A 25,968-nucleotide genomic window follows, 5' to 3' on the forward strand; every position below is an offset into this window, starting at 1 on the left:
TATCTCAATCTCGACGACGAGGTCCTGCTGGGCAAGGAGCTGCCTTTATCCACCATCGACAGCGACGAACCCCGGTCAGGACATGCGGGGACGAAACTGGCTCCAGGGCCGCGCGGACTCGAACGCGGCAGCGATACGCACAATCAAGCCCTCGTCGAGCCACGGCGCAATAATCTGAAGCCCGATCGGAAGCCCCTCGGCGTCGAAGCCGCAGGGAATCGTGGCAGCCGGCAGCCCGGTCAGATTTATCGGCCAAGAGAACGGCGACCAACCTAGATGGCGGTCGACGGTGACGCCGTCGATCGCGTCGACGCCGAGCGCGCCCGCAGGAAACGCCGTCACCGCGACCGTCGGGGTGACGATCGCATCGACCTTGGAGAATATTTCCAGGAACGACATGCGCAGGCTGTTGCGGCGATAGCCGGCCTCGACATAGTCAATGCCGCTATAGGAAGCGCCCTTCGCCACCACATCGCGGTAGTCGCTGTCGGAGGCCACCAGAGCATCGGCACCGCGGGCCGAGACGGCCGCCGCCTGCTCGGTATAAGCGATCGGTTTCAGGATCCGCTCGAGCATATCAGGTTCAAACTGAACGCAATCGGGAACGATGCTGGCGCCAAGTGAACCGAGCGCCTCAACCGCCGAGCGAAATGCCGTGCGAACATCAGGGGCCACCGCCGCATAGCCGAAGTCGGCGCTGCTGGCGATCCTGATCCCGTCGAGCTTCGCCGGTGTCGCGTCGAAGCGCCGCGCCGGCACCGGCAGACTGGCGGCATCGCGCAGATCGTGAATCGCAACCGTCTCCAGAAGAAGGGCTGCGTCGGCAACCGTGCGCGCGATTGGGCCGGTGTGCGCCAACGAAGCCCATGACGGTGGCGAAAAGCCGGGCGATCTCGGGACCAGTCCGAAGGTCGGCTTGATACCGACCACGCCACAGAAAGCGGACGGAACTCGGATCGAGCCGACACCATCGGTGCCGATCGCAAGCGGGCCGCATCCGGCGGCGATCGAAGCGGCGGCGCCGCCGCTCGATCCGCCGCTGGTCCGATCGCGGTTCCAGGGGTTGCGGGTAATGCCGGACACCGGGCTGTCGGCGGTCAATTTGTAACCGGACTCGCAGGTGGTGGTCTTGCAGGTGACGATCGCGCCCGCCAATTGGAGCGCCGAAACCGCCGCCGCATCGACACTCGGCACCAGATCCTTGTTGGCAGGCGCGCCGCCAAGCGCCGGTAGCCCGGCGACATAGACGAGATCCTTGATGCTGACGGGCACGCCGGTCAATTTGCCCTGTGGCTGTCCGGAGGACCAGGCCGCCGTGGCGCGGTCCGCGGCGGCGCGCGCCTGTTCGTATGCCGGGGTCACGACCACATTGCAGGAAGCATGGGTCGCATCCAGCGCTGAGATCACGTCCTCGATGACGTCGCGCGGCGTGAACCGTCTCGTGCGATAACCCTCCAGCAATTCAACAGCCGAGAGCCTGGCCAATTCATTCGCCTCAACGACACCGCCGGCGCGGACGCTTTCTGCTTTCACCGCGCGCCTCACGATGCTTGAAGAGCTGACACCACGGCCTTCTTCGCCATGACGGTCACGAGATGGGCGCGGTATTCCGCATCCGCGTGGATATCGGAACTCAGGTTTTCAGCACCCAGCTTGATCGCGGCGACCGCGTCTGGCGTAAACGCGCGCTCCAGCGCGGCTTCCATTGCGGCGACACGAAACACGCCCGGTCCCGCCCCGGTTACTGCGACCCGGACCTTTCCGGCCTTCTTCGCGACACACACGCCGACCACCGCATAGCGCGACGCCGGCGATTTGAATTTGGCATAGCCCCCGGCGGACGGCACCGGGAAGCGCAAGGCGGTGATGATCTCGCCCGGATCCAGTGCCGTTTCGAACAGTCCCCGGAAGAACACGTCGGCGGCGATCTCCCGGCGGTCGGTCACAACCGTCGCATCGAGCGCGAGCACCGCGGCCGGATAATCGGCCGAGGGATCGTTATTGGCGACCGAGCCGCCGATCGTGCCGCGGTTGCGAACCGCGGGATCGCCGATGCCGGCCGCGAGGCTGGCAAGCAGCGGTATCCTGCTGCGAACCAATTCCGACTCCGCAACATCGACATGGCGGGTCATCGCGCCGATCGTCAGGCTGTCGCCTTGAGCCGAAATTCCGGATAGCTGCGGGATCTTCGACAGGTCGATCAGCGCCGCCGGCGCCGCCAACCGCTGCTTGATGGTCGGCAGCAACGTCATCCCGCCGGCCAGCGGCGTGCTGTCGGCAACACCGCCTAGCAGCGCCGACATTTCATAAAGGGTGGTTGGCCTGTGAAATGAAAATGACCTCATCTTCGCCTCCTCCTACTCTGCGGCGCGCGGCATCGCGGCGTTCTGAATGACACGCCAGATCCGGTTCGGCGTCGCCGGCATGTCGACGTGAAGAACGCCGAGATGCGACAGCGCGTCGACGACGGAGTTGATAACGGCCGCCGGTGACCCGATGGTGCCGACCTCGCCACATCCTTTCACGCCCATCGGGGTGTGCGTGCAAAGTGTGGAGTGGGTCTTGATCGTCATATTCGGCAGGTGATCGGCGCGCGGCATGGTGTAATCCATCAGCGAGCCTGACAGCAGCTGCCCCGAGACGTCGTCATAGACGGCGTTTTCGTACAACGCCTGGCCGACGCCCTGAACGATGCCGCCGTGCAACTGGCCTTCGACAATCATCGGGTTAATGACGGTGCCGACGTCGTCGACCGCGGTGTATTTCTCCAGCGTCACGATCCCCGTCTCCGGATCGATTTCAACTTCGGCGATGTGACAGCCGCCTGGATAGGTGAAATTGACCGGATCGTAATAGGCCTGCTCCTCCAGCCCAGGCTCGAGAATTTCGAGCGGATAGTCGTGCGGCACATAGGCAGCGCCTGCGATTTCCTGGAATGTCTTGCTGCGGTCGGTGCCCGCAACCGAAAACACCCCGGCCTCGAACTGAATGTCGTGCTCGCTGGCCTCGAGCAGGTGCGCCGCAATCTTCTTGCCCTTCAGGACCACCTTGTCACTCGCCTTCGAGAGCGCGGCGCCGCCGACGACCAGCGATCGCGAGCCGTAGGTACCCATGCCAAACTGCACGCGGTCGGTATCGCCGAACACGATGTCGACATTGTCGAAGGCGACGCCGAGCTTCTCCGACACGATCTGCGCGAAGGTGGTCTCATGCCCCTGCCCGTGATTATGGGTACCGATCAGCACCGTCACCTGCCCGGTCGGATGCACCCGGACGGTGGCGCTTTCGTAGAGACCGCCACGGGCACCGAGGCGTCCGGCAAAGCGCGACGGCGCGAGGCCGCAGGCCTCGACATAGGTCGAATACCCGAGGCCGCGGAACTTGCCGTCACGTTCCGACGCTGCCTTGCGTTCTGCAAAGCCGGCAACATCCGCTGCCGCGAGCGCGCCTTCGAGGCAGCCCATCGGATCGCCGGAATCATATTCGACGAGCACGGGCGTCTGATACGGATAGGATTCCTTGGCAATGATATTGCGCCGACGCAATTCGACGCGATCGATGCCCATTTCCTTGGCCGCCACATCCACCAGCCGCTCGACCACGAACGTCGCTTCCGGCCGCCCGGCGCCGCGATAGGCATCGACCGGCACCGTGTTGGTGAAGACCACCTTCACGTTGCAATAGATCGCAGGCGTCGTGTAGACGCCGCTCAACAATGGCGCATAGAGATTGGTCGGGATGTTGGGGCCGAAGGTGGAGAGATAGCCACCCATGTTGGCCAATGTGGCGACTTTCAGCGCGAGGAATTTTCCATTCTCGTCCAGCGCCAGTTCGGCCTCGGTGACGTGATCCCGGCCGTGCCGGTCCGAGATGAAGCCCTCGGTACGGTCCGCCACCCATTTGATGGGACGGCCGACTCGCTTCGCCGCCCAGGTGATCACGGCCTCCTCGCCGTAGTGGAATTGCTTGACGCCAAAGCCGCCGCCCACATCGGGCGCCACCACGCGCATTTTCTGCTCGGGAATCTTGAGCACCAGGGCGCTCATCAGGAACCGCACCACATGCGGAAACTGGCTCGTGGTCCACAGCGTATGATGGCCGGTCCCGCCGTTGTACTCGGCGACTGCCGCGCGCGGTTCCATCGGATTACCGATCAGCCGATTGTTGACGAGGCTGAGACGCGCCACATGCGCGGCCTTCTTGAACGCCGTCGCGACGGCGGCCTTGTCGCCAAGCTCCCAATCGCAGCAGAGATTGTTGGGAACGTCGTCGAACAGTTGCGGCGCGCCCGGACGAACGGCTTCGAGCACGCCGACGACGGATGGAAGCACCTCATAATCAACGACCACCGCTTCCGCCGCCGCGCGCGCGAGCTCCAGCGTATCGGCAACCACAAAGGCGACCATGTCGCCGACGAAGCGCACCTTGCCCTGCGCCAGCATCGGAAACGCCGGCTCCTTCATCGGCAGGCCGTCCGAGCCATGAATGCCCCAGCCGCAAGGCAGCGAACCGAGTCCTTCGGACGCGACATCGTCGCCGGTCAACACGGCCTCGACGCCCGGCAGCGCCAGTGCGGGCGCCTTGTCGATGCCACGGATCGCCGCATGGCCATGCGGAGAACGAATGAACACACCGAACGCCATGTCGGCCCGCTTGATGTCGGCGACGTAATTGCCGCGGCCGGTCAGAAAGCGAAAGTCTTCCTTGCGGCGCGGTGCAGCCCCAATTCCGATCACGTTCGACATGGCTATTCTCCGCTTCCCGACGCATGCATGGCGGCAGCCCCAGCCAGCACCGACGCCACGATGTTCTGATAGCCAGTGCAGCGGCAGATATTGCCCTCGAGGCCGTGGCGAACCTCGACTTCGGTGGGCGTTGGATTTTTCGTCGCCAGCGCCACCGCCGTTATCACCATGCCCGGCGTACAGAAGCCGCATTGCAGGCCATGATTTTGATGAAACGCTTGCTGCATCGGATGCAGCGCGTTCGAACCGCCCGGCCCTGACAGGCCTTCGATCGTCGTCAGCGTGCCTCCGTCGAGCATCGGCGCGAGCAAGGTGCAGCTCTTTACCGCCTCGCCGTTGAACAGCACGACACAGGCGCCGCATTGGCTGGTATCGCACCCGACATGGGTCCCCGTCAGGTTCAGGCTCTCGCGCAGCAGATCGGCGACCAGCGTCGACGGCTCGATGTCAACCGTCCGCGACCGGCCGTTGAGCGTAAAACTGACTATCATGGGTGACCTCCCGTCATGAGTGACATCAGGCGAGAACACGGGCGCGGCCCGCCGACCAGGTGGCCAGCAGCACATCGCCGACATTGAAGGGATCGCGGAAAAAAATTCGTTCCGGAACGTAGGCGACAAAATCCTCGTCGGGCACCGTGTCGAGCATCACCTTGACGAACGAGCCCTGATATTCGATCGCGGTCACCCGGCTCGGCAGCGCCGTCGCGCCATCGCCGGGACTGCCGGCATCGGCGCGCACCAGTTCGATATCGTCGCGCCGCACCGCCAGATCGATGCGGTCGCCGACGGCTACCCTGGCCTCGGCACCCAGCCGGACCTGAATTCCGCTGCGGTTCGGCTGCGACAGCACCACGAGCCCCTCGCCGACCTTCTCGACCTTGCCAGACAACACATTCTGCCCGCCCAGGAACTCCGCAACATAGCGGTCGCGCGGATAGGCGTAGACGTCGCGCGCCGGACCCGATTGCTTGATCTTGCCTTTTTCCATCACCACGACGATGTCGGCGAGCGCAATCGCCTCGAGCTGGGTGTGGGTGACGTGAATGAAGGTGATCCCAAGCTCGCGCTGCATTCGCCGCAGCTCCTGCCGCATCTGCACCCGAAGCTGCTCGTCCAGTGCAGACAGCGGCTCGTCGAGCAGCAGCACCCGCGGCTCGGTGATCGCCGCGCGCGCCAGCGCCACGCGTTGCTGCTGGCCGCCCGACAGATTGGCCGGCAACCGGTCCGCCAGTTCAGTCAGGCGCACCTTTTCCATCATCCGGTCGGCGGCCTTGTAGCGCTCGGCCTTCGACTGCCCGCGCACCCGCAGCGCAAATGCGATGTTGTCGCGGACGGTGAGGTGCGGAAACAGCGCGTAAGACTGGAACATCATCGCGGTGCGCCGCTCGACCGGCGCCATTCCTGCGACATTCTCGCCGCCGATCACGATCTCGCCCGTGGTCGGCTCCTCGTGGCCGGCAATCATCCGCAGGATCGTCGTCTTGCCGCAGCCGGAAGGCCCGAGAAAGCAGCAATAGGCGCCGTCGGGAATCCTGAGATTGACGCCGTCGACCACGTTGGTGACGCCGTCATAGTTCTTGCAGAGACCTGCCAATTCGATATCGCCGGCGCCCGCGCGCATTCCAAGAACCTCAATGACCTGTCGCGCGCACGCCGCGGCGCTTGTTGATGAAAATGATGGCGCCGATGCAGGCACCGATGATGATGAACGATACGATCGTGGTGACCGTGCCGAGCGCGTATAGCGACGGCGAAGTCACGTTGAGCGTCATGCTCCATATCTCAAGCGGCAGGGTATTGAGCGAACCAGAGGTCTGCAGCGTGCGGGCGAATTCGTCATAAGACAGCGTGAAGCCAAACAACGCGACCGCGACAAGGCCCGGCGCCAGCACGGGAATCACCACCAGCCTGATGGTTTGCCAGCGGGTGGCTCCGAGATCCCGCGCCGCCTCCTCCCACACGCTGTTGAAGCGGGACATCACAGCGAACATCACAAGCACTCCAAACGGCAGCGTCCAGGACAATTGCGCGCCGAGCGCGGAGGTGTACCAGCTCGGGCTGATACCGACCCACTGAAACAACAGGCCAACGCCGAGGCCGAGCACCAGCCCGGGCGCCACAAGGCTGCCGATCATCAGGTAAAACACGACCGTGTCGCCGAAAAAGCGGCGACGAAACGCCAGTCCCGCCATCAGCGAGACCACGAGCGTGATCACCGTGACCAGTGCCGCAAGCTTGATCGAGCGATCGAACGATCCCTTGACGTCGCCGGTGCGCACCTGCGTGAACAGATCGATGAACCAGTGCAGCGAATGACCCTTCATCGGAAACACCAGCCCGCCACGGATATCCTGGAACGACAGGATGTAGATGCAGACCATCGGGCCGTAGAGGGCGGCGACGTAGAGCGTGAAAACAGCCGCGAGCGCGTAGAAGGTCCAGGGGCGGCGATCGCCGCGCGCGACCGCGGAAATACGCCGGGTTCTGATCATGGGCATATCCGTCTCGCCGAGAGCGACCGTCATTGCGTGATCTCCCGGCGGATATCGACGACGCGCAGGATCAGGGCCATCATGACAATGAGAACGAGGGTGAGCAGCACGGCGCTCGCCGCTGCGATCGGGTATTGCAGCACGCCGACATTTTCGTAAAACGCGCTGACTACCGAGGCGGACCCGCCGCCGGACATCACCTTCACCACGAAGAAGTCACCCATCACGATCGAGATCACGAAGGTCGATCCGAGCGCAATACCGCTTTTCGACATCGGAATGATGATGTAGCGCATCACATCGAGCCGGCTGGCGCCGGCGTCGAGCGCCGCCTCCACCACGCGCTTGTCGATGCGCGCCAGCGAATTGAAGATCGGCACCACCATGAAGATGGTCAGCTGGTGCACATAGGCGATCACGACCGCGAGCCCGGAATAGAGCAGCACTTCAAGGGGCTCCCGGATCACACCGATGCCGAGCAGCGTCGAGTTGACCAGCCCTTCCTTTCCCAGCAGCGGAATCCAGGAAATCATCCGGATGATGTTCGAGGTCCAGAACGGGATCGTGCAGACCAGAAACAGGCCGATCGCAAGCAGCTGGTTCTTGACGTGGAAGACGAGAAAATAGGCGACCAGGAAGCCGATGATCAGCGTGAAAAGCCAGGTCAGGATCGCAAATTTGAGCGTCGTCACATACAAAAGGAACGTCTGCATCGATGTGAGCACGTCGACGTAGTTCGAAAGCGTAAACGTCGGCAACAAGCCACCGAAGCCATCGGTCTCGAAGAAGCTCGCGACCAGCACGACAAGGGTCGGCAGCAGGAAAAACGGGACCAGCACCAGCATCAGCGGCGTCACGTACAGCCATGCACTCAAATTTGGTCGCTGCATCACCTGGCCTGACTGGACTTCATTCTGGATCTCCCGGAACGGCATTTTGCGGCCTGCCGACGCCCGTCCGGCGCCGGCAGGCCAGTTCGCCTCAGGCGATCTTGAAATCGTTCCAGCGTTTGTTCATGTAGGCCGCTTCATCCATCAGCGTGTTCCAGCAGGAGATGTTCTTGACCCGGTCGAGGAACGAACCGCCGTCCCGTTTGGTGCCGGCCTTCTCCATCGGCACGCCATAGGGATCGTTGATGACAGAGGGCGCGGGCTTGCCGTCGTACCAGAAGTCCCACTCCGCCGCGGTCAGGAACTTCTTGGCCGTCGACGGCACCGGGCTGTAGTAACCGTAACGGCCGACGAAACCGCCCTGCCAGCCAGACAGATACCAGTTGAGATATTCGTAGGCGGCGTCGAGCTTCTTGCCGGACAGGTGCTTCATCAGGCCCATGCCGTTGCACCAGCCGCGATAGCCTTCCTTGCCGTTCTTGACGTTGACCGGCGCGTAGACGCAAGGGATCTCCTTGACGCGGACGGCAGCCACCGCCGGTGACCACATCGACTGGATCACGACCTCGCCTGCGGCCATCAACTGCACGGACTGGTCGAAAGTGGTCCAGGTCGCGCGGAACTGGCCCGCCTTTTTCAGCTCGATCAGCTTGTTGCAGGTGAAATCGATCTCCTCCTTCGTCATGTTGCCTTTGTTGCCGTACTTGATCAGGCCAGCGCTTTCGAAGCAGAGCGCAGCGTCCATGATGCCGATCGCCGGGACATCCAGGATCGCCGCCTTGCCTTTGAATTTCGGGTCGATCAAATCCTTCCACTCGGTCACCTCGTGACCGACGAGATCGGGGCGATAGCCGATCGAGTCCGCGTTATAGACTTGCGGCAGGAAGGTCGCCCATTCGGTGACGCCATCATGCAGCTCGGTTGCGTTGGGCTTTGCGATATACATCGCCTCATAGGGAGAAATGCCCTGCCGCGGAATTTTGTGACCATCGATCTCGCCTTTGGTGAAGATCGGCAGGATGTTGTCGAATTCCTTGATCTTCTTGACCTCGATGCCCTGGATCACGCCGCGCTTGGCGGCGAGCTTGGCCTGCCATCCCTCGAGGTCGGCGATGTCGACCGAGTCGGGCTGGCTGATGAAACGGTTGATCGCCGCCGACGTGTCCAGGTTCTGCATCGTGACCTTGAAGCCGAGGTCTTTTGCAGCCTGGTCCCCGATCGCCTTGACTACCGAATAGGAGACGCCGACATGCCGCAATTCGATGTCCTTGATCTCCTGCGCCCAGATCGTCGGAAAGCCGCCGATAGCGTCGGAGCCGATTGCTGCGCCAGTTACAGCCGCACCGGCCTTGAGAACGGCGCGTCTTGAAATGCCTTTCTTCTTCGCCGGAAGCTTGGGCAAAGCGCCTTTCGCGTCACCATTGTCATCACTAGACATCGTTCTCTCCGTCCGCGGGTTGATGGACCAGCCTGCTCATCCAACCGGCTCGTTCGTTTCGCGGCCGTGTTGATGATGAAACGTAGCGACGGAGAAATCGGATTGTAAAATCGGAAGTTAAAATGCCACGTATAAGGGCGACTAATGGAAATCGCGGCCTGCCCAATGCGGCAGCACGCCGATCTACAATTTGATCTTTACTTTGGGAGAACGACCGGCGGCAAGCTCCCCCGACTACCGTGTGCCCACAACTATTCGAAGACCTGGAGGCGCTCTTGGTCGTTCGTTCTTCTTTCGATTGCGGGGATTGGCAGTGCCAATATACTGGTGGTCGTCGCTTGGCGACTTGAATGACAACGAACGCTTTGTTTCTGCAGGAGTGATGTGCGTGACTGATATCTCGGCGACGAAAAATGGACCGCTCGATCCCCGACTGAACTGGGCCACGCTTTCCCAAGCGGAGCGCGACGCTGCATATGATAACAATGCGGCGGTAAAGAATAGCGCAGCGCTGATCGCGGAAAGAAACCAAATGTCCGAAGCGCTGCGCGCCAGCCGCAAATCATTTCTGGATATGCCGTATGGCGACCGCGAAAAGACGAAGATCGATCTCTATCCAGCCGCCGACAAGACAGCCCCCTGCCTGGTGTTCCTGCACGGCGGTTACTGGCAGCGCAATTCGCGCGAGTTGTTTGCCATGCTGGTCGAAGGCGTCGCGGCCCATGGCTGGTCGGTTGCCATTCCCGGATATTCGCTGGCCCCGGACACGTCACTGACGGAGATCGTGACAGAGATATCCCGGTCACTCGATTGGCTGACCCAAAACGGCGCGTCATACGGCATCTCCGGGCCCGTCGTGCTCTCGGGCTGGTCGGCGGGCGCTCACCTCGTCGCAATGGCGCTCGATCATCCGCGCGTCACCGCGGGCCTGGCGATTTCCGGCGTGTATGATCTTGCACCCATCCGCGACACGGGGCTCAACAACGCGCTGAAGCTGACCGACCAGGAAATCGCACGACTTTCGCCGCTTCGCCTGCCCGCCGTCCACAAGCGGCTCGACATCGCCTACGGCACGGCCGAACTTCCGGCGCTGGTTTTCGATTCAATCAAGCTTCACGAAGCGCGCGTGGCCGCGCACGCACCGGGCAAGCTTTTCCCGATCGAAGGCGCGGACCATTTCAGTATCCTCAGCGAACTGCGGCGGCCTGACGGCGCGCTTGTCGAAATCGCCCGGAAGCTCGTCGGCTAGGTCGCCGGCGACTTGATCGCTGCAGCATCGATCCAGATCTGATCGTCACTGATGCGGACCGGGTATAGCCGCAACGGCCGGCTCGGCCAGCCGTAGGAAATCCGGCCATTACGGAGATCGAACGAAGCCGCGTGACGGGGACAGAACAAGCGTCCTCCCGACAAGTGTCCGAGACTGAGGTCCGCCTGTTCGTGCGGGCAGATCCGTTCGCAGGCGACCACGCGTCCTTCGCTCCAGATCAGGATCAAATCGACGCCGGTCACGCGGACGCAGACGATTGTTTGCGAAATCAGCTGGCTAAGCCCGCAGACCGGCATCCATTGCCCGTCGCCTGACAACGCCGCCGTTTCGGGCCGCTCATCCGCCAAGATAGGCCTTCCGCACGTGCTCGTTCTCAATCATATCGGCGCCCGGCCCGGACAGAACGATGCGGCCGCCTTCCAGCAGATAGGCGTAGTCGCACATATCGAGCGCCGCAAACGCGTTCTGCTCCACCAGCAGTACCGTCGTCCCGGCATCGCGGATGCCGCGGATGATCGCAAAGGTTCGCTCGACGATGTTGGGCGCGAGCCCAAGGGAAGGCTCGTCGAACATGATCAAGCGAGGGCGCGACATCAGGGCCCGACCGATCGCCAGCATTTGTTGCTCGCCGCCCGACAAGGTGCCGGCAGCCTGTTTTCTCCGTTCGGCAAGGCGTGGAAACTCGGCGTAGATCCGAGCGCGGTCCTCCGATATCTCCGCGGATTTGGTGCGTAGATAGGCACCCATGTCGAGATTTTCCTCGACCGTCATGTGTGGAAATACCCGCCGTCCTTCCGGACAATGCGCGATCCCGCTGGCCACGACGCGCGGCGGCCTGGCGCCCGCAATGTCCTTGCCCTCGAACAGCATTGATCCGGAACGCGGCGCGACCAGCCCGGAGATCGCGCGCAACGTGGTGCTTTTGCCGGCGCCGTTGGCGCCGATCAGGGCGACGAGCTGCCCGGCCTTGACCTCCAGCGAAATGCCGCGCAACGCCGTGACGCCGCCATAGCCACACACCATGTCGCGGATCTCAAGCACGTGTCGCTCCCTGCCCGAGATAGGCCTCGATGACGGCCGGGTCGTTCCGGATCACGTCCGGCGAGCCCTCGGCAATGATCCGGCCGTAGTTCAGCACCACTATGCGATCCGAGACGCTCATCACCATCGGCATGTCGTGCTCGACAAGCAGGATGGTGACGCCGCGGTCGCGGATGTTGCGGACCAATTGCACGAAGGTGTGCGTTTCCGAAGCGTTCATGCCGGAGACCGGCTCGTCGAGCAGCAGCATCGACGGCTCCGCTGCCAGCGCCAGCGCCACGCCGACAAGTCGCTGCTCGCCGTAGGACAGTGATCCCGCAAGATCGTGGGCGCGGCGTTCGAGGCCAACCCATTCGACGAGCTCGCTGGCCCGTTCGCGCAAACGCCGCTGCGACGACCGGGCGCGCGGCAGGCCCAGAATGGCCTCGAGCAGGCTCACCCTGCCCTGGCGATGCAGCCCGACCAGCAGATTGTCGTAAACGGTGTCGTTCGGAAACACGCTGGTGCGCTGGAAGGTGCGGATCAGCCCCAGGCCAGCGATCTGATGCGGCTTCAATCCATTGAGCGCCGTCCCGCGATAGCTCACGGCGCCATGGGTTGGATCCAGGAAGCCGGTAACGACGTTGAATGCCGTCGTCTTGCCGGCGCCGTTAGGCCCGATCAGGCTGACGATCTCGCCCTCGCCGACCGTAAAGTTCATGTCCGAGAGCGCAACGAGTCCCCCGAAGTGCACGGCAACCTTTTCTACCCTCAATGCTGTCGCTGGAGCTGTCATCACGCATGCTCCTTGGCGTCACGTTCGGAGAAAGCGACCGGGGCAACCGTTTCGATCCGTTTCCTCGGTTTCGCAAACCGTTGCGCCAGCGATGGCACGATCCCGCGCGGCAATACGAACAGGATGACGATCAGCACGCCGCCATAGGCGATCCATTGCGCCTCCGGCGCCATGATCGGGCGCAGGAATACCGGCAGCAGTCCGAAGATCATGCCACCGACCACAGGACCGGCGAGCGACCCCTTGCCGCCGGTGATGACCATGATCACCATCGTCACGGTATTGATGAAGGCGAATACTTCGGGATCGATGATGCGGATATAGTGTGCGTAGAGGCTGCCGGCCGCGCCTGCGATCCCTGCCGAGATCACCGCTGCCAGCGTGAGCGTCTTTGTCACGTCGATGCCGACCGATACCGCCAACGTTTCGTTTTCCATCAGCCCGCGCATGGCACGGCCGAAATGCGAATGGACCAGACGCGAGATCAGCAGATAGGTGACAACCGCGACGGCAAGCACGAGATAGTAGTTCTGCAGCTTGGTGCGCAGCGTCAGATCTCCGAGACCCGGCAATCCGATCGTAATCGAGGGAATGTTGGTCAGCGCCAGCGGACCCTGCGTCAGCTCGACCCAATTCAGCGCCACCAGGCGGACCACTTCGGCAAAGGAAATCGTCACGATCACGAAATAGGCGCCGCGCACACGAAACGACAGCAGCCCAACGAGATATCCGCACAATCCAGCGACGAAGATTGCCAGTGCAAAACCGACGATCGGCGGCCAGGGCTCGTGAACGATGCGGAATCCGAACGGCAAGCCGGCGTCGAAGCCAAGCGACGTCAATGCGCTGACATAGGCGCCAATGCCGAAGAATGCGATATGACCGAGGCTGAGCTGGCCGGTGAACCCAAGCAGAAGATTGAGGCTCATCGCGCCGATGATAAAGATCCCGGTCGTGATCAGCGCGTTCATGAGATACGGATCGCGCAGCCACAGCGGCACCGATGCAAACGCGACGACCGCGAGAATGGCGACCGCTGACTTCATCCGACGCGCTCCGAGCGCGCGAAAAGTCCGGTCGGCTTGAAGATCAGAACCGCGATAATGATCAAAAAGCCCATGGCGTCGCGGTATCCCGATGAAACATAGCCGGCGCCCAGTTCCTCCGCCAATGCCAGAATGAAGCCGCCAATGACCGCGCCGGTGATATTGCCGAGCCCGCCGAGGATCACGATCGCGAATGCCTTGACGGCGGCGAGATCGCCCATTTGCGGGAAAATGACGTAGACCGGACCAAGCAGCGCCCCCGCCGCGGCTGCAAGGCTCGAACCGATCGCAAACGTCGAGGTGTAGATCAGATCGACGTTGACGCCCATCAGCGAGGCGGTGTCCTGATCCTGGAACGTCGCCCGCATCGCGCAGCCGAGTTTTGTTCTGTTGATCAGGAGATAGGTGACGACGATCAGCATCGCCGCCGCGGCGAGCACGAACAGCCGCAACCAGGACACCGAGACCGGGCCCAGCACCAGCGGCGCCTCGGGGAACGGCGCCGTCACCGATTTCGCCACGCCGCCCCAGATCCACAGAGCGCCGGACTGCATCGCGATCCAGGCGCCGATCATGACCAGCATGGTCGTGTCGATATCGGAGCCGCGCAGCGGCCGCAGCAAGGTCAGCTCGATCGCCGCGCCAAGTAGCCAGCCGGCGACAACGGCGAGCGGCAACGCCAGAAAGAAGTTAACTCCGAGCTGATGCACCACGATGAACATGATGTAGGCGCCGAACGTATACAGCACCCCATGCGTGAAGTTCACGACGTTCATGATGCCGAAGATCAGCGTCAGCCCGATCCCCAGCAGCGCGTAGGTGCCGCCGAGCACCAGCATGTTGATCAGATGTTGCAGAAATTCGCTCAAGGTGGCTCCCAGATATCCTGATGCCGGCGAGGTCCGCGGCTCGCCGCGACCTCGCCATCAGTAACGTGACGTCAGAGCGTCTTCATGCCGATCTTGCCGTCGGTGATTTCGATCAGATAGACATTGGGCTGGCTCTGACCGCTCTCCTTGCCTTCGGGGCCGGATTTGCGGAACACGATGTCGCCGTTCAGGCCCTTGATCTTGATGTCCCACAGCGCCGCCTTGATCGCTGCAGGCTCCGCTTTGCCCGCCTTCTCGATCGCGGCTGCCGCGGTGCGAATGCCGTCATAGCCACGAAAACTCTCGGTGCAGCCGGCAAAGTCGAAGCCGCGCTTCTTCCATTCGGCGATGAAGTAGTTGGTCGCCTCCGGGTTCGGCGTCTTGTCGGGGAACCAGGGCAGGAAGGTCGTCAGGTGCATGGTGCCGTTGGCGGCGGCCCCCGCCTGCGCGATGATCTGGTCCGGATTCTGCGAGCCCCCGGTGGTGATGATGCGCTTCTTGAGGCCCAGGGCTGCCGCCTGCTTGAAGATCAACGTGAGCTGGTCCACCGCCGTAGTCACGATGATGGTTTCGGAATCGGTCCCCTTCAGCTTGGAAAGCTGCGCACTCATATCCTGGGCGCCCTGATCCATGGTCTCCACGGTCCCGACCGCAATCCCCTTTTCCTTCATCATCTTGCTGAAATCCTCAGCGGTGCCGCGCCCCCAATCGTTATTGATGATCAGGAAATCGACCTTCTTTAATTCAAGCTTGTCGACGATCCCCTTGAACGCCGCAGCCTCGATCGCCGACGGCGGCGAGATGCGGAAGATGTAGGGATTGCCGGTCGTGGTGATCTTGCCCGACGAGGAGGTCTCGACCACCATCGGGACTTCGTATTCCATCAGCTTGGGCATCACGGCAAGCGTCAGGCTCGAACCCCACGCCCCCATCAGCACCGGCACCTTGTCGCTCGTGATCAGCTTTTCGGCGACGGCGGCCGCCTCCGTCGGATTGCTCTTGTTGTCCTCGATCACGAGTTCGAGTTTCTTGCCGAGAATGCCACCCTTTGCGTTGATCTCATCGGCAGCGATCTTGGCGCCGTTGACGACGTAGGTGCCGGAAGCGGCGAACGCGCCCGTAAGGGGCTCGTTCACGCCGATCTTGATGGTCTGAGCCTCGGCCGCACCACCCAGCAAGGCAGCCGCCAGCGCAATAGCCGGAACAATTCTGAAAGTCCGTGTCATTTGGTTCTCCAATCTCACGCTGTTCATCTGTCCGCAGTTCAAACTTCGTCGTTTCCGCATCGCGCGGAAAATCCGATCCATCACGTCGCTCCACCCTTTTTGGACAAGAAACGACCGACCCAACTCGCGAGCCGCGCGCGCAAAAGGCCGAAAGCAAGCGCCATTCCATTCAGTTCGACCGCTGTGGCGTCGCCCGGTGACGCACCCGACAGCCGACGATCGAGATTGCCGGCGAACTCCGAGATCAATCGCGCCGCGAGGTCACGCACCAGCCCCGGCCTCCCGACCTGCGCCAGCATGCCCGTCAGCGTGTATCCGATAGAAAGATCGACACGCGTCCCCTGCTCGATCGGCACCAGCCGATAGCGGATTTCGCCCTGCGTCGAAGACCGGCTGCGCCGGTCGTTGCCGATGCCGACGATGCGGCCGGACATATCGGTGGGGCTTCGCTCGACGCGCGCGGCGCCCTGGAACGTCGCGGCGATCGGGCCAATCCTGACACGGATGGCGCCCTCGACGCACTCCGGCTTCGGCGGCGCCGTCAACGACGCGCCGGGAAGGCATGCCGCGACGGCCGCGATGTCGTCGAACATCGCAAACACTTGCTCGGGCGGGTGCGCGACGCTGAACTGCTGCTCCAGGACGGTGGCGGGGGTGAAATCCGGAATCGAGGCGACCGAACCGACCGCCTCCGGCGACGTTGGTTCGCTTTCGACCGGCCGCATGCGTTCGGTCCGGTCTGCGTCGCTTCGATCTGAGCCGACGGGACCCAGGATCTTTCGCCCTCCGTCCGGCATCGGCGCGATATCGCGGGCGCGCCGCGCTTCGATCACAGACTTGACCGCACGCACGATACCGACATAGCCGGTGCACCGGCACAGATTGCCGCTCAATCCGACACGGATCAGGCGCTCGTCGGCTTGCGGCAGGCGCAGCACAAGATCACGCGCCGAAACCAGCATTCCCGGCGTGCAGTAGCCGCATTGCAATGCATGCTCGCGGGTGAAGGCCGCCCGAAGTTCTGTCGTAACGCTGTCGTCGTCGAGCCCTTCGATCGTGGTGACCTCAGCTCCCTCGCAGGCCACCGCATAGGTGATGCACGAGCGCGCCGGGACGCCGTCGAGCAGCACCGTGCATGCCCCGCAGACGCCGTGTTCGCAACCGAGATGCGTACCGGTCAGGTCGAGTTTTTCACGGACAAAATCCGCGAGATTGGTGCGCGGCTCCGCCGATACCTGCACGGCGCGCCGATTTACGGTGAGTGCGATCATGCTCATGCGGCGGCCTCACTGACCGCGCGCTTGAGCACGCTCACATGAATATGCCGATGCGCCGCGCTCGATACGCCGGCCTTTGCCAGGAGGACGTCAGCTACACGCACGTCGAAGCGATCCTTGTAGTCGCCGGCAATGCGTCCGCCAAACAGCTCTGCAGCGTTGGTTATGACGATCGGCGCGGAATCGATCGCGCCGATCACGACGCGGGCCGATGCGGCGCTCGGATCGATCAGGATCGCCCCGATCGCATGCGCGAATTCGCCTGTCTTGCGACAACTCTTGGCGTAGCCCCAATGCGCCGATGCCGGCATCGCCGGGACGTGAATGGTCTCGACGATCTCGCCATCGCGCAGCGCAGATTCGAGCGCGCCGACGATGAAATCCTCCATCGCCACCATGCGCGCACCCGCGCGGCTTCGCAGCGTCAATCGTGCTCCCAGCGCCGACAGCGCCGATACCCAGTCTGCCGCGGGATCGGCGTGGCTGAGCGATCCGCCAACCGTGCCACGATTGCGCACGGCGCGGTAGGCGATATTAGCAGCCACGCGCTGCATGGCGCCGCGCGTGACGTCGGGAATGCGTCCGTCCTCGATATCGGCGTGGGTAACACAGGCCCCGAGCACGAGTTCGTCGCCGCGACGCTCAACCTGCTTGAGCTCGGCAAGACCGGTGATGTCGACGATCAACTGCGGCTCCACCAGCCGCAGATTGAGCATGGGACCAAGCGACTGGCCGCCGGCCATGATCTTGGCGGAAGTTTTGGCCTCGCCGAGCACGGCAAGCGCCGCCTGCAGGTCGCGTGGACGTTGGTAGCCGAAAGGCGCCGGTTTCATGCCGCCGGCCTTTCTGCGTCGCGCGCGGCCAGAACCGCCTCGACGACGCGAAATGGCGTAATCGGCGACTGCATCAGCTCCACGCCAAGCGGCCGCAGCGCGTCGTTGACGGCGTTGGCAATCGCGGCCGGCGGCGCGATGGCGCCGCCCTCGCCGATGCCCTTCACGCCGAACTGGGTATAGGGAGACGGCGTCTCCATGTGATCGAGACGCGGCGCCGGCACTTCGGTGGGTCCGGGCAGCAGATAGTCGGCAAGCGTCGTCGCCAGCGGCTGGCCGGACGCATCGAACGGCATCTCCTCGTACAGCGCGGTCCCGATGCCCTGGGCCAGGCCGCCATAGATCTGGCCGTCCACCACCATCGGATTGACGAGAACACCGCCGTCTTCGACGATAACGTAATCGAGGATTTCGACCTCTCCGAGATCCGCATCGACCGCAACGACCGCGGCATGGGCGGCATAGCTGAAGGTTCCGGTATCGCGCTGCGGCTTGTAGCCTGCCGTGACCTCCAGCCCACCGGGATCGACGTCAGCAGGCAGATCCTGCGGCCGGCGATACCAAGTGTGCGCGATTTCCTTCAAGGCGACGCTGCCGTTGACGCCGCGCACTTCGCCGTTCTGCAGCACCACTGCGGCCGGATCGTGCTGCAACAGCTTGGCACCGATGCGTCTGGCGCGCTCACCCAGCTCGCGGCATGCTGTTGCAACCGCGCCGCCCGCCATCACCATCGAACGCGAGCCCCAGGTGCCGGTCGAATACGGCGTCATCGCTGTGTCGCCGAGGATGATGCGCACCTTGGCGACGTCGACGCCCAGCATCTCGTGGGCGACCTGCGCCAGCGTCGTCTCCATGCCCTGCCCGTGCGAATGCACGCCGACGCGGAGTTCAAGGCCGCCGTCCGGCGTCAGCCGTGCGGAGGCCTGTTCGTGACCGGGCACCATCGGAATGCCCCAGCCGGAGTAGACCGACGTGCCATGGGCGGCCTGCTCGCAATAGATCGAGACGCCGACGCCGATCCGTCGCCCGTCTGCTTCGCCCTTGCGCTGACGCGCACGCACGCCATCGACGTCGACGGACGCCAGAGCGCGCCGCATCGCCTCCGGATAATTGCCGCTGTCGAAGTGCTTGTTGGTGATGTTGTCGAACGGCATCTGCTCGGGCTGCACTAGATTGCGCAGGCGGACCTCGCCCGGCTCCAGCCCCGCCTCCGCCGCGACCAGATCGAGCATCAATTCAAGTGCAAAACAGACGCCGGTGCGCGCTACGCCGCGATAAGGCAGGATCGGACACTTGTTGGTGGCGACCGAAAACGTCCGGCAGCGATAGGCCGGCATCAAATAAGGTCCTGGCAGAATGCTGGCGACCTGCGCCGCCTCGAGGCACGCCGAGAACGGATAGGACGAGTAAGCGCCGGAATCGACGGTCGCTTCGCAGTCGATGCCCCGCAGCCGTCCGTCGCGATCGGCATAGACGGTGATCTTGTAGTGGTGCTCGCGGCAATTGGAGCTGGCGGTGAGATGCTCGCGGCGATCCTCGGTCCAGCGCACCGGATGGCCGCGATGCATCGTCAGCCAGGAAAGGCAGACTTCTTCCGGCAGCAGGATGCCCTTGTGTCCGAAGCCGCCGCCGACGTCAGGCGAAACAATGCGGATTCGGCCCTGCTCCATGCCGAGGCACTCGGCAAGCCCGCTGCGCGTGATGTGCGGCATCTGGGCCGAGGAATAGAGCGTGAGCTGATCGAGACGGTAATCGAAGGTCGCGACCACACCACGCCCTTCGAGCGGCGACATGCACTGCCGCGCGGTCGATATTTCTCGCGACACCTTGATCGGCGCATCGAACGCCCTGGAGATGTCGACCTCGAAATTGGTTTCGAGAAAAACATTATCGCCCCAATGCTCGTGCACCAGAGCCGAACCCGGCTCCCGCGCTCTCAGCATGTCATGGACGGCAGGAAGCTCTTCGAGATCGAGCGTCACCGCCGCCGCAATGTCCTCGGCTTCGGCACGCGTCGGCGCCACGCACATGGCGACGAGTTCGCCGACCTGGCGAACCTTGCCGGTGGCAAGCACCGGTTGCTCGGAAATCTTGAATCCCGGCAGCCCAGATACCGCACGGATCGGATTGACGCCGGCCAGATCCGCCGCGGTAAAGACGTTGGCGCGATAGCGCTCGGGCACATGGATGCCGCGGATCAGCGCATGCGCCAAAGGGCTGCGCACAAAAGCGACGTCCTGCAGCCCGGCGAGGCGAATATCGGCCACGAACTGACCGCGGCCGCGCATCAGCCGATCGTCTTCCTTTCGCGGCAGGCGCGCGCCGACGCCTTGTCCGGCGCCCGGTCCGCCTGCTGAAGGAAACTCGCGCTCATTGCGCACGGTGACGTTCTCCCCGATCGAACTGACGCTGACCTCCCTACGCCGCAACGGCCTGCGGCAGAATTGGCGCCACCGCGTCGTATCGCGTGCCGGCGCGCAGACAGAACGCGGGCTGCAGCAGGCGCTCGGCGACGACTTCATTGTTCTCGTTGTCGCGAAGAACAAATCGTCCGGTTCGCTCTCCGATCACAGAGACGTCGGCGTCGCTGCCAATCCTGAGGGCGCCGATTTCTTCAGCACGGCCGAGCATCCTGGCTGGATTGGAGGTGACCATCGGCACGACCTGTTCGAGCGTGAGGCCGAGCGCCATCATCGAGCTCATGGCCTGAACGAGGCTGAACTTGGCCTGGCCGGCGAAGGGATGGTTCTCGTCGTCCTCGTGCTGCTCCGGCGTGCCGGCAGGCGCAGGCACGTGGGTGTTGTAACCGTGAATGTCCGCGCCGAGCGTGGTGGGAACGATGCCGGCGGCGAGCGCCTTCTTCGCGAGACGATAGGAGAAATGGCTGCCGTGACCGACGTCGACCTTCAGGCCGCGATCGAGCGCCGCCTGAATCACGGGATGCACTTCACCTTCGCGGTTGACGAAGCCGCCAGGATGGCGCGTGAACGGATGCGCCAGCACGTCGCCCTCCCGCAGCAAGGGGATCACGCGCTCCAGGATAGTGTCGACATCTTCGCCATTGGTGCCGCTTTCGGGCAGGCCCCAAAGCTGACCGAAATGCACATAGACCGGCAGATCGGCGCGGCGTCCGATCTCGGCCGCCATTTCGATGACGCGAATGCCCCAACGCGCGAAGCCGCCGATCTCCGCATGGGCCTTGATGCCGCGAACAATGTCGAGATTGGCCGTCGCTGCCTTCACCGTGGCATCGATATCGACACCTTCGGGACTATAGAGTTGCGGATAATAATGGCCCTCGAGCCCGCCCACAAGGTAAGCCGACAGGAAGGCATAAACGCGCGACTTCGCGGGCTCGGCGACGAAATGCCGAAAGCCGGGCAGCGTCATGCAGGACGGACCACCCTGATCGACCAACGTCGTCACACCGGACTGAACGCCCACCATGTCGGCATTCATGCCGAAGCGGCCGGTGACATACTGATAGACATGCGCGTGCGTATCGATGAGTCCGGGCAATACCAGCTTGCCGGTCACGTCGATGACCTCTTTGGCGCTGGTCGGCAGGATGTCCTGTTGCACGGCGGCGATCTTGCCGTTGCGAATGGCGACGTCCCTGATCCCATCGATGCCGGAGGCCGGGCAGATCACGCGGCCGCCGCGCAGAAGCTGGTCGAAGGTTGCGCTGATAGCCATGAAAGATCTCCTCTGTGTCCTCGCCGGCGGAGTTGGTCACCGCGCGCATCAGAATACGAAGCATACTTCGTATTTTACAAGAGCAAACTTCATGCCATGATCCAGCCGTGGCGAAGTCGATCGAATCGAGCTATTCGCGCTGATGTTCCGAGGCTGGGAGAGTGCATTGCGGAAGGCAAAAAAGCGTCGCGGCGAGACGAAGCACCGCCCCTGGCCGCTGTCACAACGGCCGGGATTTCTGATCCGGCGGCTGCATCAGATCCATGTCGCGCTGTTCCAGGAAGCGTGCGGCGAATTCGAGATCACGCCACTGCAATACAGCCTGCTTTCGGCGCTCGCAGTGCGAAAAACCGCCGATCAGACCACATTGGCGGCCGATATCGCACTGGACAGGACGACGACGACCGGAGCGCTCAAGCGACTGGCCGCCCGCAATTTCGTCGAGAGAGCCGTAGATGACGAGGACCGCCGCGCGCGGCTCTGTAAATTGACGCCGGCGGGAGCGGCGCTTCTGGCAAAGATCGAAGCCTCGGCGCGGTCCGCGCACCGCGCCACGCTCGATAATTTAAGTGAAAGGGAGCAAGCCGCATTCGTCGACATGATGCAGCGCATCGTCGCGGCGCACTCCAATCGCGACAGCGCTACTGCCCTATTCGATTGAGCAGCACGGTGCCATCTGCCGCCTTTTTAACTCGGACTGCATAATTTGTAATCATTCGAAACTTGGCGCTGGCTTCCATTGGACGCAGCGGAAAGCCACTGCAACCGATCGAGCGCAAGCGGCTCATTGCAGCCGTCGCGCCCGTCAATGATATCAGGTTGCGAACGCAGCTAATTTTGGCTCGATATTCGGCACGGCTTCGACCAGCTCGCGTGTGTAGGCGGTTTTCGGATTGTCGAACATCGCCCGGCTTTCGCCCTGTTCGACGATGCGGCCGTTTTGCAGAACGATGGTGCGATCGCACATCATGCGAACGACGTTGAGATCGTGGCTGACAAAGAGGAAGGCCAGGTCATCCTCACGCCGCAACCGGTCGAGCAGTTGCAACACGACCGCCTGCACCGAGACGTCGAGCGCGGCTGTCGGCTCGTCCAGCACCAAGAGGCGCGGACGGCAGGCGATGGCGCGGGCGATGCCGACGCGGGCCTTCTGGCCGCCCGAGAGTTGATGCGGGAAGCGCGTCAGCAATTCGATTCCCAGTCCGACGCGCTGCGCGCACTCCTCCACCCGCTGCCGCAAGGCGTCACCTGCGCGCATGCCGCCGAGCCGCAGCAGCGGATGGGCGATGCAGTCAAAGGCAGTGAACCGCGGATTGAGGCTGTCATTCGGATCCTGAAAGACGATCTGGATATCCTTGCGGAACGGCGATCGGTGAAAATCGCGGGCCGGGATATGGCCGATCGACTGTCCCTCGAACGCGATCTCCCCCTCGCTCGGATCGATCAGCCGGCAGATGATGCGCGACGTCGTGCTCTTGCCGGAACCGGATTCGCCGACCAGACCGACGCTCTCGCCGGCGCTGATCGTCATGGAAAAGTCTGCCACCGCCGCGGCACCCTCATCGAACCGCTTGGCGAGTTTCTGCACTTCCAGCAGCGGCGGTGTACCCGGCGCCGGCAGCGCCCGGGGCACGACGGGCACCGCAATTTGCCGCCCCCTCTCCTCTTCCGGCACCAGGTCCGCGATCCGCGAACTCGCGGTGGGCGAAGCCGCCACCAGACGTTTGGAGTAAGGGTGCTGTGGCGCGTGAAAGAGAGCCTTCGGCTCGGCCTCCTCGACCAACCGGCCCTGCTCCATCACCACGACGCGGCGACAGTAACGGGCGGCGAGACCGAGGTCATGGGTGATCAGGATGGTCGCCATGCCGCGCTCGGCCGCAATCCCGGTCAGAAGGTCCATCACGACCTTTTGCGTCGTGACGTCGAGGCCGGTGGTCGGCTCGTCGGCGATCAAGAGCGCCGGGTTACAGGAAATCGCCATGGCGATCATCACGCGCTGGCACATGCCGCCGGAGAGTTCGTGCGGGTAAGCGGCCATCCGCTTTTCGGGATCGCGAATTTGTACGGCACGCAGCAGCTCCAGCGCCTGCGCGCGCGCTTCATCCCGGGGCATTCGTTTATGGGCCGTAATCGCATCGGCGATCTGGTCCCCGACGGCACGGATCGGATTGAGCGCCGCACGCGGGTTCTGGAAGATCATCGCCATCGCCGCGCCGTGCAGATGGCGGAAATCACCGCCCGATATCTTCGTGATGTCCTGTCCGCGAAACCGGATATTGCCGGCCGTGATCCGCCCGGCCGTATCAAGCAGCCGCGTGATCGCAAAACCGGTGACGGACTTGCCCGAGCCGCTCTCGCCGACGAGACCGAGCATCTCGCCCTCGCCGAGCGACAGCGTGACGCCACGTACCGCCTCGACAAGGCCTCGCCGCGTCGAGAAGGTGACGTGCAGGTCGCTCAATGCCAGCAGCGATGGGGTCATGTTCGCATGCGGGGGTCGAGAATATCGCGCACCCCGTCGCCGAGGAGATTGAAACACAGCACCGTCAGCATCAGCGCCAGGCCTGGAAAGGCGACCAGCCACCATTTGCCGGTGGAAATGAAGCGCGCGCCTTCCGCAACCATGATGCCCCATTCCGGTGTCGGCGGTTTGACGCCGAGGCCGATAAAGGAAAGTCCGGCAGCATTGAGGATCGCCCAGCCGAGATTGAGCGATATTTGCACCGCCATAGCCGGCAGCACGTTCGGCAGCAGGAAGCGCAGCACGACCGAAAGGTGGCTGTCGCCGCAGGCGCGCGCCGCTTCGACCCAGCCGACATTGCGACGGACATTCACCTCCGCCCGCGCAAAGCGGATGTAGAACGGCAGATTGATAATGGCGGTCGCGATGACGATATTCTCGACCCGATTACCGAGTGCGGCGACCATCGCCATTGCCAGCACGAACAGCGGAAAGGCCATCACGACGTCGACGAAGCGACCGACGCCGCGATCGAGACGGCCACCGGTATAGCCGCAGATCGCGCCGATGACGGCGCCGATGGCAAAGGAGATTCCGACCGCCGAGAGGGCAATGGCGAGATCGAGCCGGGCCGCGACGATAAGGCGGCTGAACACGTCGCGGCCGAGTTGATCGGTGCCGGCGATGTGCGCCGCGCTCGGCGGCATCAGGGCCTGCGACACGTTCGAGACGATCGGATCGTACGGCACGATCCACGGCCCGAAAATGGCGATCAGCGCGAGCAGGAAGACGCCGGCAGCGGCAACAGCGGTGAGCGGGTTGCCGCGCAAAATCCAGCCGGCATGGCGAAGCGTCGCACTGGTCATCCGATTGTCACCCGCGGATCGGCGATGCCATAAAGAATATCCACCAGCAGATTGACGATCACGAACACGGTCGCCATCAGCAGCACAAACCCCTGTACCGGCGCATAATCGGAAGAAAGCAGCGCGTCGAGCGCGTAGGAAGCGACGCCCGGCCAGGAGAACACCTTCTCCACCAGGACATTGGCGCCGAGCATGGTCGAGAACACGATGCCTGCGATAGTGATGACCGGCAGGATGGCGTTGCGCAACGCATAGGTAACGACGACCCGCCACCACGGAAGCCCCACGGAACGCGCGGTGCGCACGAAATCACTGCCCAGCGAGACCAGCATCGAGGCCCGCGTGATGCGCGCCAGCGGTGCCACCACGAACAGCGCCATGCTCAGCGCCGGCAAAATCAGTTGCCTGAAAGCGGCCCACCATCCATCGAAATCGCCTGCGAGCAGGAAGTCGATCAGCAGGAAACCGGTCCGCCTTGGCGGCAGTGACGCAAAGATATCGACCCGGCCGGTCGGATCAGGCGCGAGCCCGAGCAAGTAATAGAAGACATAGATCAGCAACAGGCCCGAAACGAACGTCGGCACGCAGACGCCGAGCGCGCAGAAAAACCGCACGCCGTGATCGATGACGGAGCCCGGCCTCAGGGCGGCCAGCACACCGAGCGGCACCGCCGACAGCAACGCGATCAGCAGCGCCGTGAAGGTGAGCTCCAGCGAGGCCGGCAGCCGCTCGCGGAGATCTTTGGTGACCAACTGCCCGGTCATCATCGATCTTCCGAGATTCCCGCTGCCGACATCATACAGATACAGCATCAGTTGTTCCGGCACCGGCTTGTTGAGCCCCATCTGCTTGCGGATAACCTCGATCTCCTCCTTGCCGGCATTGGGCCCGGAAGCAAAAAACACCGCCGGATCGCCCGGCAGCACCCGCATCAAGAGGAAGGTGAAGACGAGCACGCCAAAGAGCGCCGGCAGCGAGGACAGGAAGCGCCTGCCCGCCCGTATCACCGTTGCTCCAAACGCCGCCATCTGACCTACCCCG

The 25,968-nt window shown here is 63.2% G+C and carries 23 protein-coding genes; 2 read left to right on the plus strand and 21 right to left on the minus strand.

Going from position 1 to position 25,968, the window contains the following annotated elements; all coding sequences use genetic code 11:
- Positions 1 to 75: 75 nt before the first annotated feature.
- The 8 genes from C7G61_RS10605 to C7G61_RS10640 are packed head-to-tail and all read right to left on the minus strand — an operon-like array spanning position 76 to position 9,567.
- Positions 76 to 1,533 (minus strand): amidase, encoded by a 1,458-nt coding sequence (locus C7G61_RS10605; protein ID WP_244608236.1) that lies wholly within the window; start codon positions 1,531 to 1,533, stop codon positions 76 to 78.
- Between the two features lie 8 nt (positions 1,534 to 1,541).
- Positions 1,542 to 2,345, minus strand: a complete 804-nt coding sequence (locus tag C7G61_RS10610; RefSeq protein ID WP_108514003.1) for an FAD binding domain-containing protein — start codon at positions 2,343 to 2,345, stop codon at positions 1,542 to 1,544.
- A 12-nt stretch (positions 2,346 to 2,357) separates the two neighbouring features.
- Positions 2,358 to 4,745, minus strand: coding sequence for a xanthine dehydrogenase family protein molybdopterin-binding subunit (locus C7G61_RS10615; RefSeq protein WP_108514004.1), 2,388 nt, complete (start codon positions 4,743 to 4,745; stop codon positions 2,358 to 2,360).
- A 2-nt stretch (positions 4,746 to 4,747) separates the two neighbouring features.
- Entirely contained in the window at positions 4,748 to 5,236 is a 489-nt protein-coding gene (locus C7G61_RS10620; protein ID WP_108514005.1) for a (2Fe-2S)-binding protein, read from the minus strand.
- A 25-nt stretch (positions 5,237 to 5,261) separates the two neighbouring features.
- On the minus strand, positions 5,262 to 6,368 hold the full coding sequence (locus C7G61_RS10625; RefSeq protein WP_108514006.1) for an ABC transporter ATP-binding protein: 1,107 nt from the start codon (positions 6,366 to 6,368) through the stop codon (positions 5,262 to 5,264).
- A gap of 10 nt (positions 6,369 to 6,378) precedes the next feature.
- Positions 6,379 to 7,245, minus strand: a complete 867-nt coding sequence (locus tag C7G61_RS10630; RefSeq protein WP_244608250.1) for an ABC transporter permease — start codon at positions 7,243 to 7,245, stop codon at positions 6,379 to 6,381.
- 23 nt (positions 7,246 to 7,268) lie between these two features.
- On the minus strand, positions 7,269 to 8,174 hold the full coding sequence (locus tag C7G61_RS10635; protein ID WP_244608237.1) for an ABC transporter permease: 906 nt from the start codon (positions 8,172 to 8,174) through the stop codon (positions 7,269 to 7,271).
- 46 nt (positions 8,175 to 8,220) lie between these two features.
- On the minus strand, positions 8,221 to 9,567 hold the full coding sequence (locus C7G61_RS10640) for an ABC transporter substrate-binding protein (RefSeq protein ID WP_190241752.1): 1,347 nt from the start codon (positions 9,565 to 9,567) through the stop codon (positions 8,221 to 8,223).
- 382 nt (positions 9,568 to 9,949) lie between these two features.
- Here C7G61_RS10640 and C7G61_RS10645 point away from each other — a divergent pair, with 382 nt between their 5' ends.
- Positions 9,950 to 10,816, plus strand: a complete 867-nt coding sequence (locus tag C7G61_RS10645) for an alpha/beta hydrolase (RefSeq protein ID WP_108514008.1) — start codon at positions 9,950 to 9,952, stop codon at positions 10,814 to 10,816.
- On the opposite strand, the gene C7G61_RS10650 is transcribed toward C7G61_RS10645, so the two are convergent.
- The 10 genes from C7G61_RS10650 to C7G61_RS10695 all read right to left on the minus strand — a co-directional run bounded on the left by C7G61_RS10650 (position 10,813) and on the right by C7G61_RS10695 (position 21,600).
- Positions 10,813 to 11,184 carry a Rieske (2Fe-2S) protein gene (locus tag C7G61_RS10650; protein WP_244608238.1) on the minus strand — a complete coding sequence of 124 codons (372 nt, stop codon included), beginning with the start codon at positions 11,182 to 11,184 and terminating at the stop codon, positions 10,813 to 10,815. The genes C7G61_RS10645 and C7G61_RS10650 overlap by 4 nt on opposite strands.
- Complete coding sequence (locus tag C7G61_RS10655) at positions 11,174 to 11,878, minus strand: ABC transporter ATP-binding protein (protein WP_190241753.1); 705 nt, start codon at positions 11,876 to 11,878, stop codon at positions 11,174 to 11,176. The genes C7G61_RS10650 and C7G61_RS10655 overlap by 11 nt, the downstream gene beginning before the upstream one ends.
- On the minus strand, positions 11,871 to 12,653 hold the full coding sequence (locus C7G61_RS10660) for an ABC transporter ATP-binding protein (RefSeq protein WP_190241754.1): 783 nt from the start codon (positions 12,651 to 12,653) through the stop codon (positions 11,871 to 11,873). The genes C7G61_RS10655 and C7G61_RS10660 overlap by 8 nt, the downstream gene beginning before the upstream one ends.
- Complete coding sequence (locus tag C7G61_RS10665) at positions 12,653 to 13,699, minus strand: branched-chain amino acid ABC transporter permease (RefSeq protein ID WP_108514010.1); 1,047 nt, start codon at positions 13,697 to 13,699, stop codon at positions 12,653 to 12,655. Before C7G61_RS10665 ends, C7G61_RS10660 begins: the two co-directional genes overlap by 1 nt.
- Positions 13,696 to 14,568 carry a branched-chain amino acid ABC transporter permease gene (locus C7G61_RS10670; protein WP_190241755.1) on the minus strand — a complete coding sequence of 291 codons (873 nt, stop codon included), beginning with the start codon at positions 14,566 to 14,568 and terminating at the stop codon, positions 13,696 to 13,698. Before C7G61_RS10670 ends, C7G61_RS10665 begins: the two co-directional genes overlap by 4 nt.
- A gap of 71 nt (positions 14,569 to 14,639) precedes the next feature.
- A complete protein-coding gene (locus C7G61_RS10675) occupies positions 14,640 to 15,794 on the minus strand; it encodes an ABC transporter substrate-binding protein (protein WP_108514011.1) in 1,155 nt (384 codons plus the stop codon).
- 80 nt (positions 15,795 to 15,874) lie between these two features.
- On the minus strand, positions 15,875 to 17,071 hold the full coding sequence (locus C7G61_RS10680) for a xanthine dehydrogenase family Fe-S subunit (RefSeq protein WP_108514012.1): 1,197 nt from the start codon (positions 17,069 to 17,071) through the stop codon (positions 15,875 to 15,877).
- Complete coding sequence (locus C7G61_RS10685; protein WP_108514013.1) at positions 17,068 to 17,904, minus strand: FAD binding domain-containing protein; 837 nt, start codon at positions 17,902 to 17,904, stop codon at positions 17,068 to 17,070. Before C7G61_RS10685 ends, C7G61_RS10680 begins: the two co-directional genes overlap by 4 nt.
- Positions 17,901 to 20,192, minus strand: coding sequence for a xanthine dehydrogenase family protein molybdopterin-binding subunit (locus tag C7G61_RS10690; protein ID WP_244608251.1), 2,292 nt, complete (start codon positions 20,190 to 20,192; stop codon positions 17,901 to 17,903). The genes C7G61_RS10685 and C7G61_RS10690 overlap by 4 nt, the downstream gene beginning before the upstream one ends.
- Before the next feature lie 130 nt (positions 20,193 to 20,322).
- Positions 20,323 to 21,600 carry an amidohydrolase/deacetylase family metallohydrolase gene (locus C7G61_RS10695; protein WP_108514014.1) on the minus strand — a complete coding sequence of 426 codons (1,278 nt, stop codon included), beginning with the start codon at positions 21,598 to 21,600 and terminating at the stop codon, positions 20,323 to 20,325.
- 166 nt (positions 21,601 to 21,766) lie between these two features.
- Here C7G61_RS10695 and C7G61_RS10700 point away from each other — a divergent pair, with 166 nt between their 5' ends.
- Positions 21,767 to 22,261, plus strand: a complete 495-nt coding sequence (locus tag C7G61_RS10700; RefSeq protein WP_244608239.1) for a MarR family winged helix-turn-helix transcriptional regulator — start codon at positions 21,767 to 21,769, stop codon at positions 22,259 to 22,261.
- A gap of 153 nt (positions 22,262 to 22,414) precedes the next feature.
- On the opposite strand, the gene nikE is transcribed toward C7G61_RS10700, so the two are convergent.
- Genes nikE through C7G61_RS10715 form a run of 3 tightly spaced genes read right to left on the minus strand, consistent with a single transcriptional unit; the run spans position 22,415 to position 25,955 of the window.
- Positions 22,415 to 24,082, minus strand: a complete 1,668-nt coding sequence (nikE, locus tag C7G61_RS10705) for a nickel ABC transporter ATP-binding protein NikE (RefSeq protein WP_108514015.1) — start codon at positions 24,080 to 24,082, stop codon at positions 22,415 to 22,417.
- Positions 24,079 to 24,927, minus strand: a complete 849-nt coding sequence (locus C7G61_RS10710; RefSeq protein WP_108514016.1) for an ABC transporter permease — start codon at positions 24,925 to 24,927, stop codon at positions 24,079 to 24,081. Before C7G61_RS10710 ends, nikE begins: the two co-directional genes overlap by 4 nt.
- Entirely contained in the window at positions 24,924 to 25,955 is a 1,032-nt protein-coding gene (locus tag C7G61_RS10715; protein ID WP_108514017.1) for an ABC transporter permease, read from the minus strand. Before C7G61_RS10715 ends, C7G61_RS10710 begins: the two co-directional genes overlap by 4 nt.
- Between the last annotated feature and the right edge of the window lie 13 nt (positions 25,956 to 25,968).

Origin of the sequence: Bradyrhizobium algeriense (assembly GCF_003062295.1) — a bacterium.
GTDB classification, from domain to species: domain Bacteria; phylum Pseudomonadota; class Alphaproteobacteria; order Rhizobiales; family Xanthobacteraceae; genus Bradyrhizobium; species Bradyrhizobium algeriense.

Bases quoted from the DNA above. Each gene is read 5' to 3' on its own strand.
- C7G61_RS10660 (WP_190241754.1), bottom strand. From the start codon at position 12,653: ATGACAGCTCCAGCGACAGCATTGAGGGTAGAAAAGGTTGCCGTGCAC.
- C7G61_RS10615 (WP_108514004.1), bottom strand. From the start codon at position 4,745: ATGTCGAACGTGATCGGAATTGGGGCTGCACCGCGCCGCAAGGAAGAC.
- C7G61_RS10620 (WP_108514005.1), bottom strand. From the start codon at position 5,236: ATGATAGTCAGTTTTACGCTCAACGGCCGGTCGCGGACGGTTGACATC.
- C7G61_RS10680 (WP_108514012.1), bottom strand. From the start codon at position 17,071: ATGAGCATGATCGCACTCACCGTAAATCGGCGCGCCGTGCAGGTATCG.
- C7G61_RS10690 (WP_244608251.1), bottom strand. From the start codon at position 20,192: ATGCGCGGCCGCGGTCAGTTCGTGGCCGATATTCGCCTCGCCGGGCTG.
- C7G61_RS10635 (WP_244608237.1), bottom strand. From the start codon at position 8,174: ATGCCGTTCCGGGAGATCCAGAATGAAGTCCAGTCAGGCCAGGTGATG.
- C7G61_RS10675 (WP_108514011.1), bottom strand. From the start codon at position 15,794: ATGACACGGACTTTCAGAATTGTTCCGGCTATTGCGCTGGCGGCTGCC.
- C7G61_RS10695 (WP_108514014.1), bottom strand. From the start codon at position 21,600: ATGGCTATCAGCGCAACCTTCGACCAGCTTCTGCGCGGCGGCCGCGTG.
- C7G61_RS10625 (WP_108514006.1), bottom strand. From the start codon at position 6,368: ATGCGCGCGGGCGCCGGCGATATCGAATTGGCAGGTCTCTGCAAGAAC.
- C7G61_RS10715 (WP_108514017.1), bottom strand. From the start codon at position 25,955: ATGGCGGCGTTTGGAGCAACGGTGATACGGGCGGGCAGGCGCTTCCTG.
- C7G61_RS10610 (WP_108514003.1), bottom strand. From the start codon at position 2,345: ATGAGGTCATTTTCATTTCACAGGCCAACCACCCTTTATGAAATGTCG.
- nikE (WP_108514015.1), bottom strand. From the start codon at position 24,082: ATGACCCCATCGCTGCTGGCATTGAGCGACCTGCACGTCACCTTCTCG.
- C7G61_RS10710 (WP_108514016.1), bottom strand. From the start codon at position 24,927: ATGACCAGTGCGACGCTTCGCCATGCCGGCTGGATTTTGCGCGGCAAC.
- C7G61_RS10645 (WP_108514008.1), top strand. From the start codon at position 9,950: ATGTGCGTGACTGATATCTCGGCGACGAAAAATGGACCGCTCGATCCC.
- C7G61_RS10640 (WP_190241752.1), bottom strand. From the start codon at position 9,567: ATGTCTAGTGATGACAATGGTGACGCGAAAGGCGCTTTGCCCAAGCTT.
- C7G61_RS10685 (WP_108514013.1), bottom strand. From the start codon at position 17,904: ATGAAACCGGCGCCTTTCGGCTACCAACGTCCACGCGACCTGCAGGCG.
- C7G61_RS10665 (WP_108514010.1), bottom strand. From the start codon at position 13,699: ATGAAGTCAGCGGTCGCCATTCTCGCGGTCGTCGCGTTTGCATCGGTG.
- C7G61_RS10630 (WP_244608250.1), bottom strand. From the start codon at position 7,245: ATGCCCATGATCAGAACCCGGCGTATTTCCGCGGTCGCGCGCGGCGAT.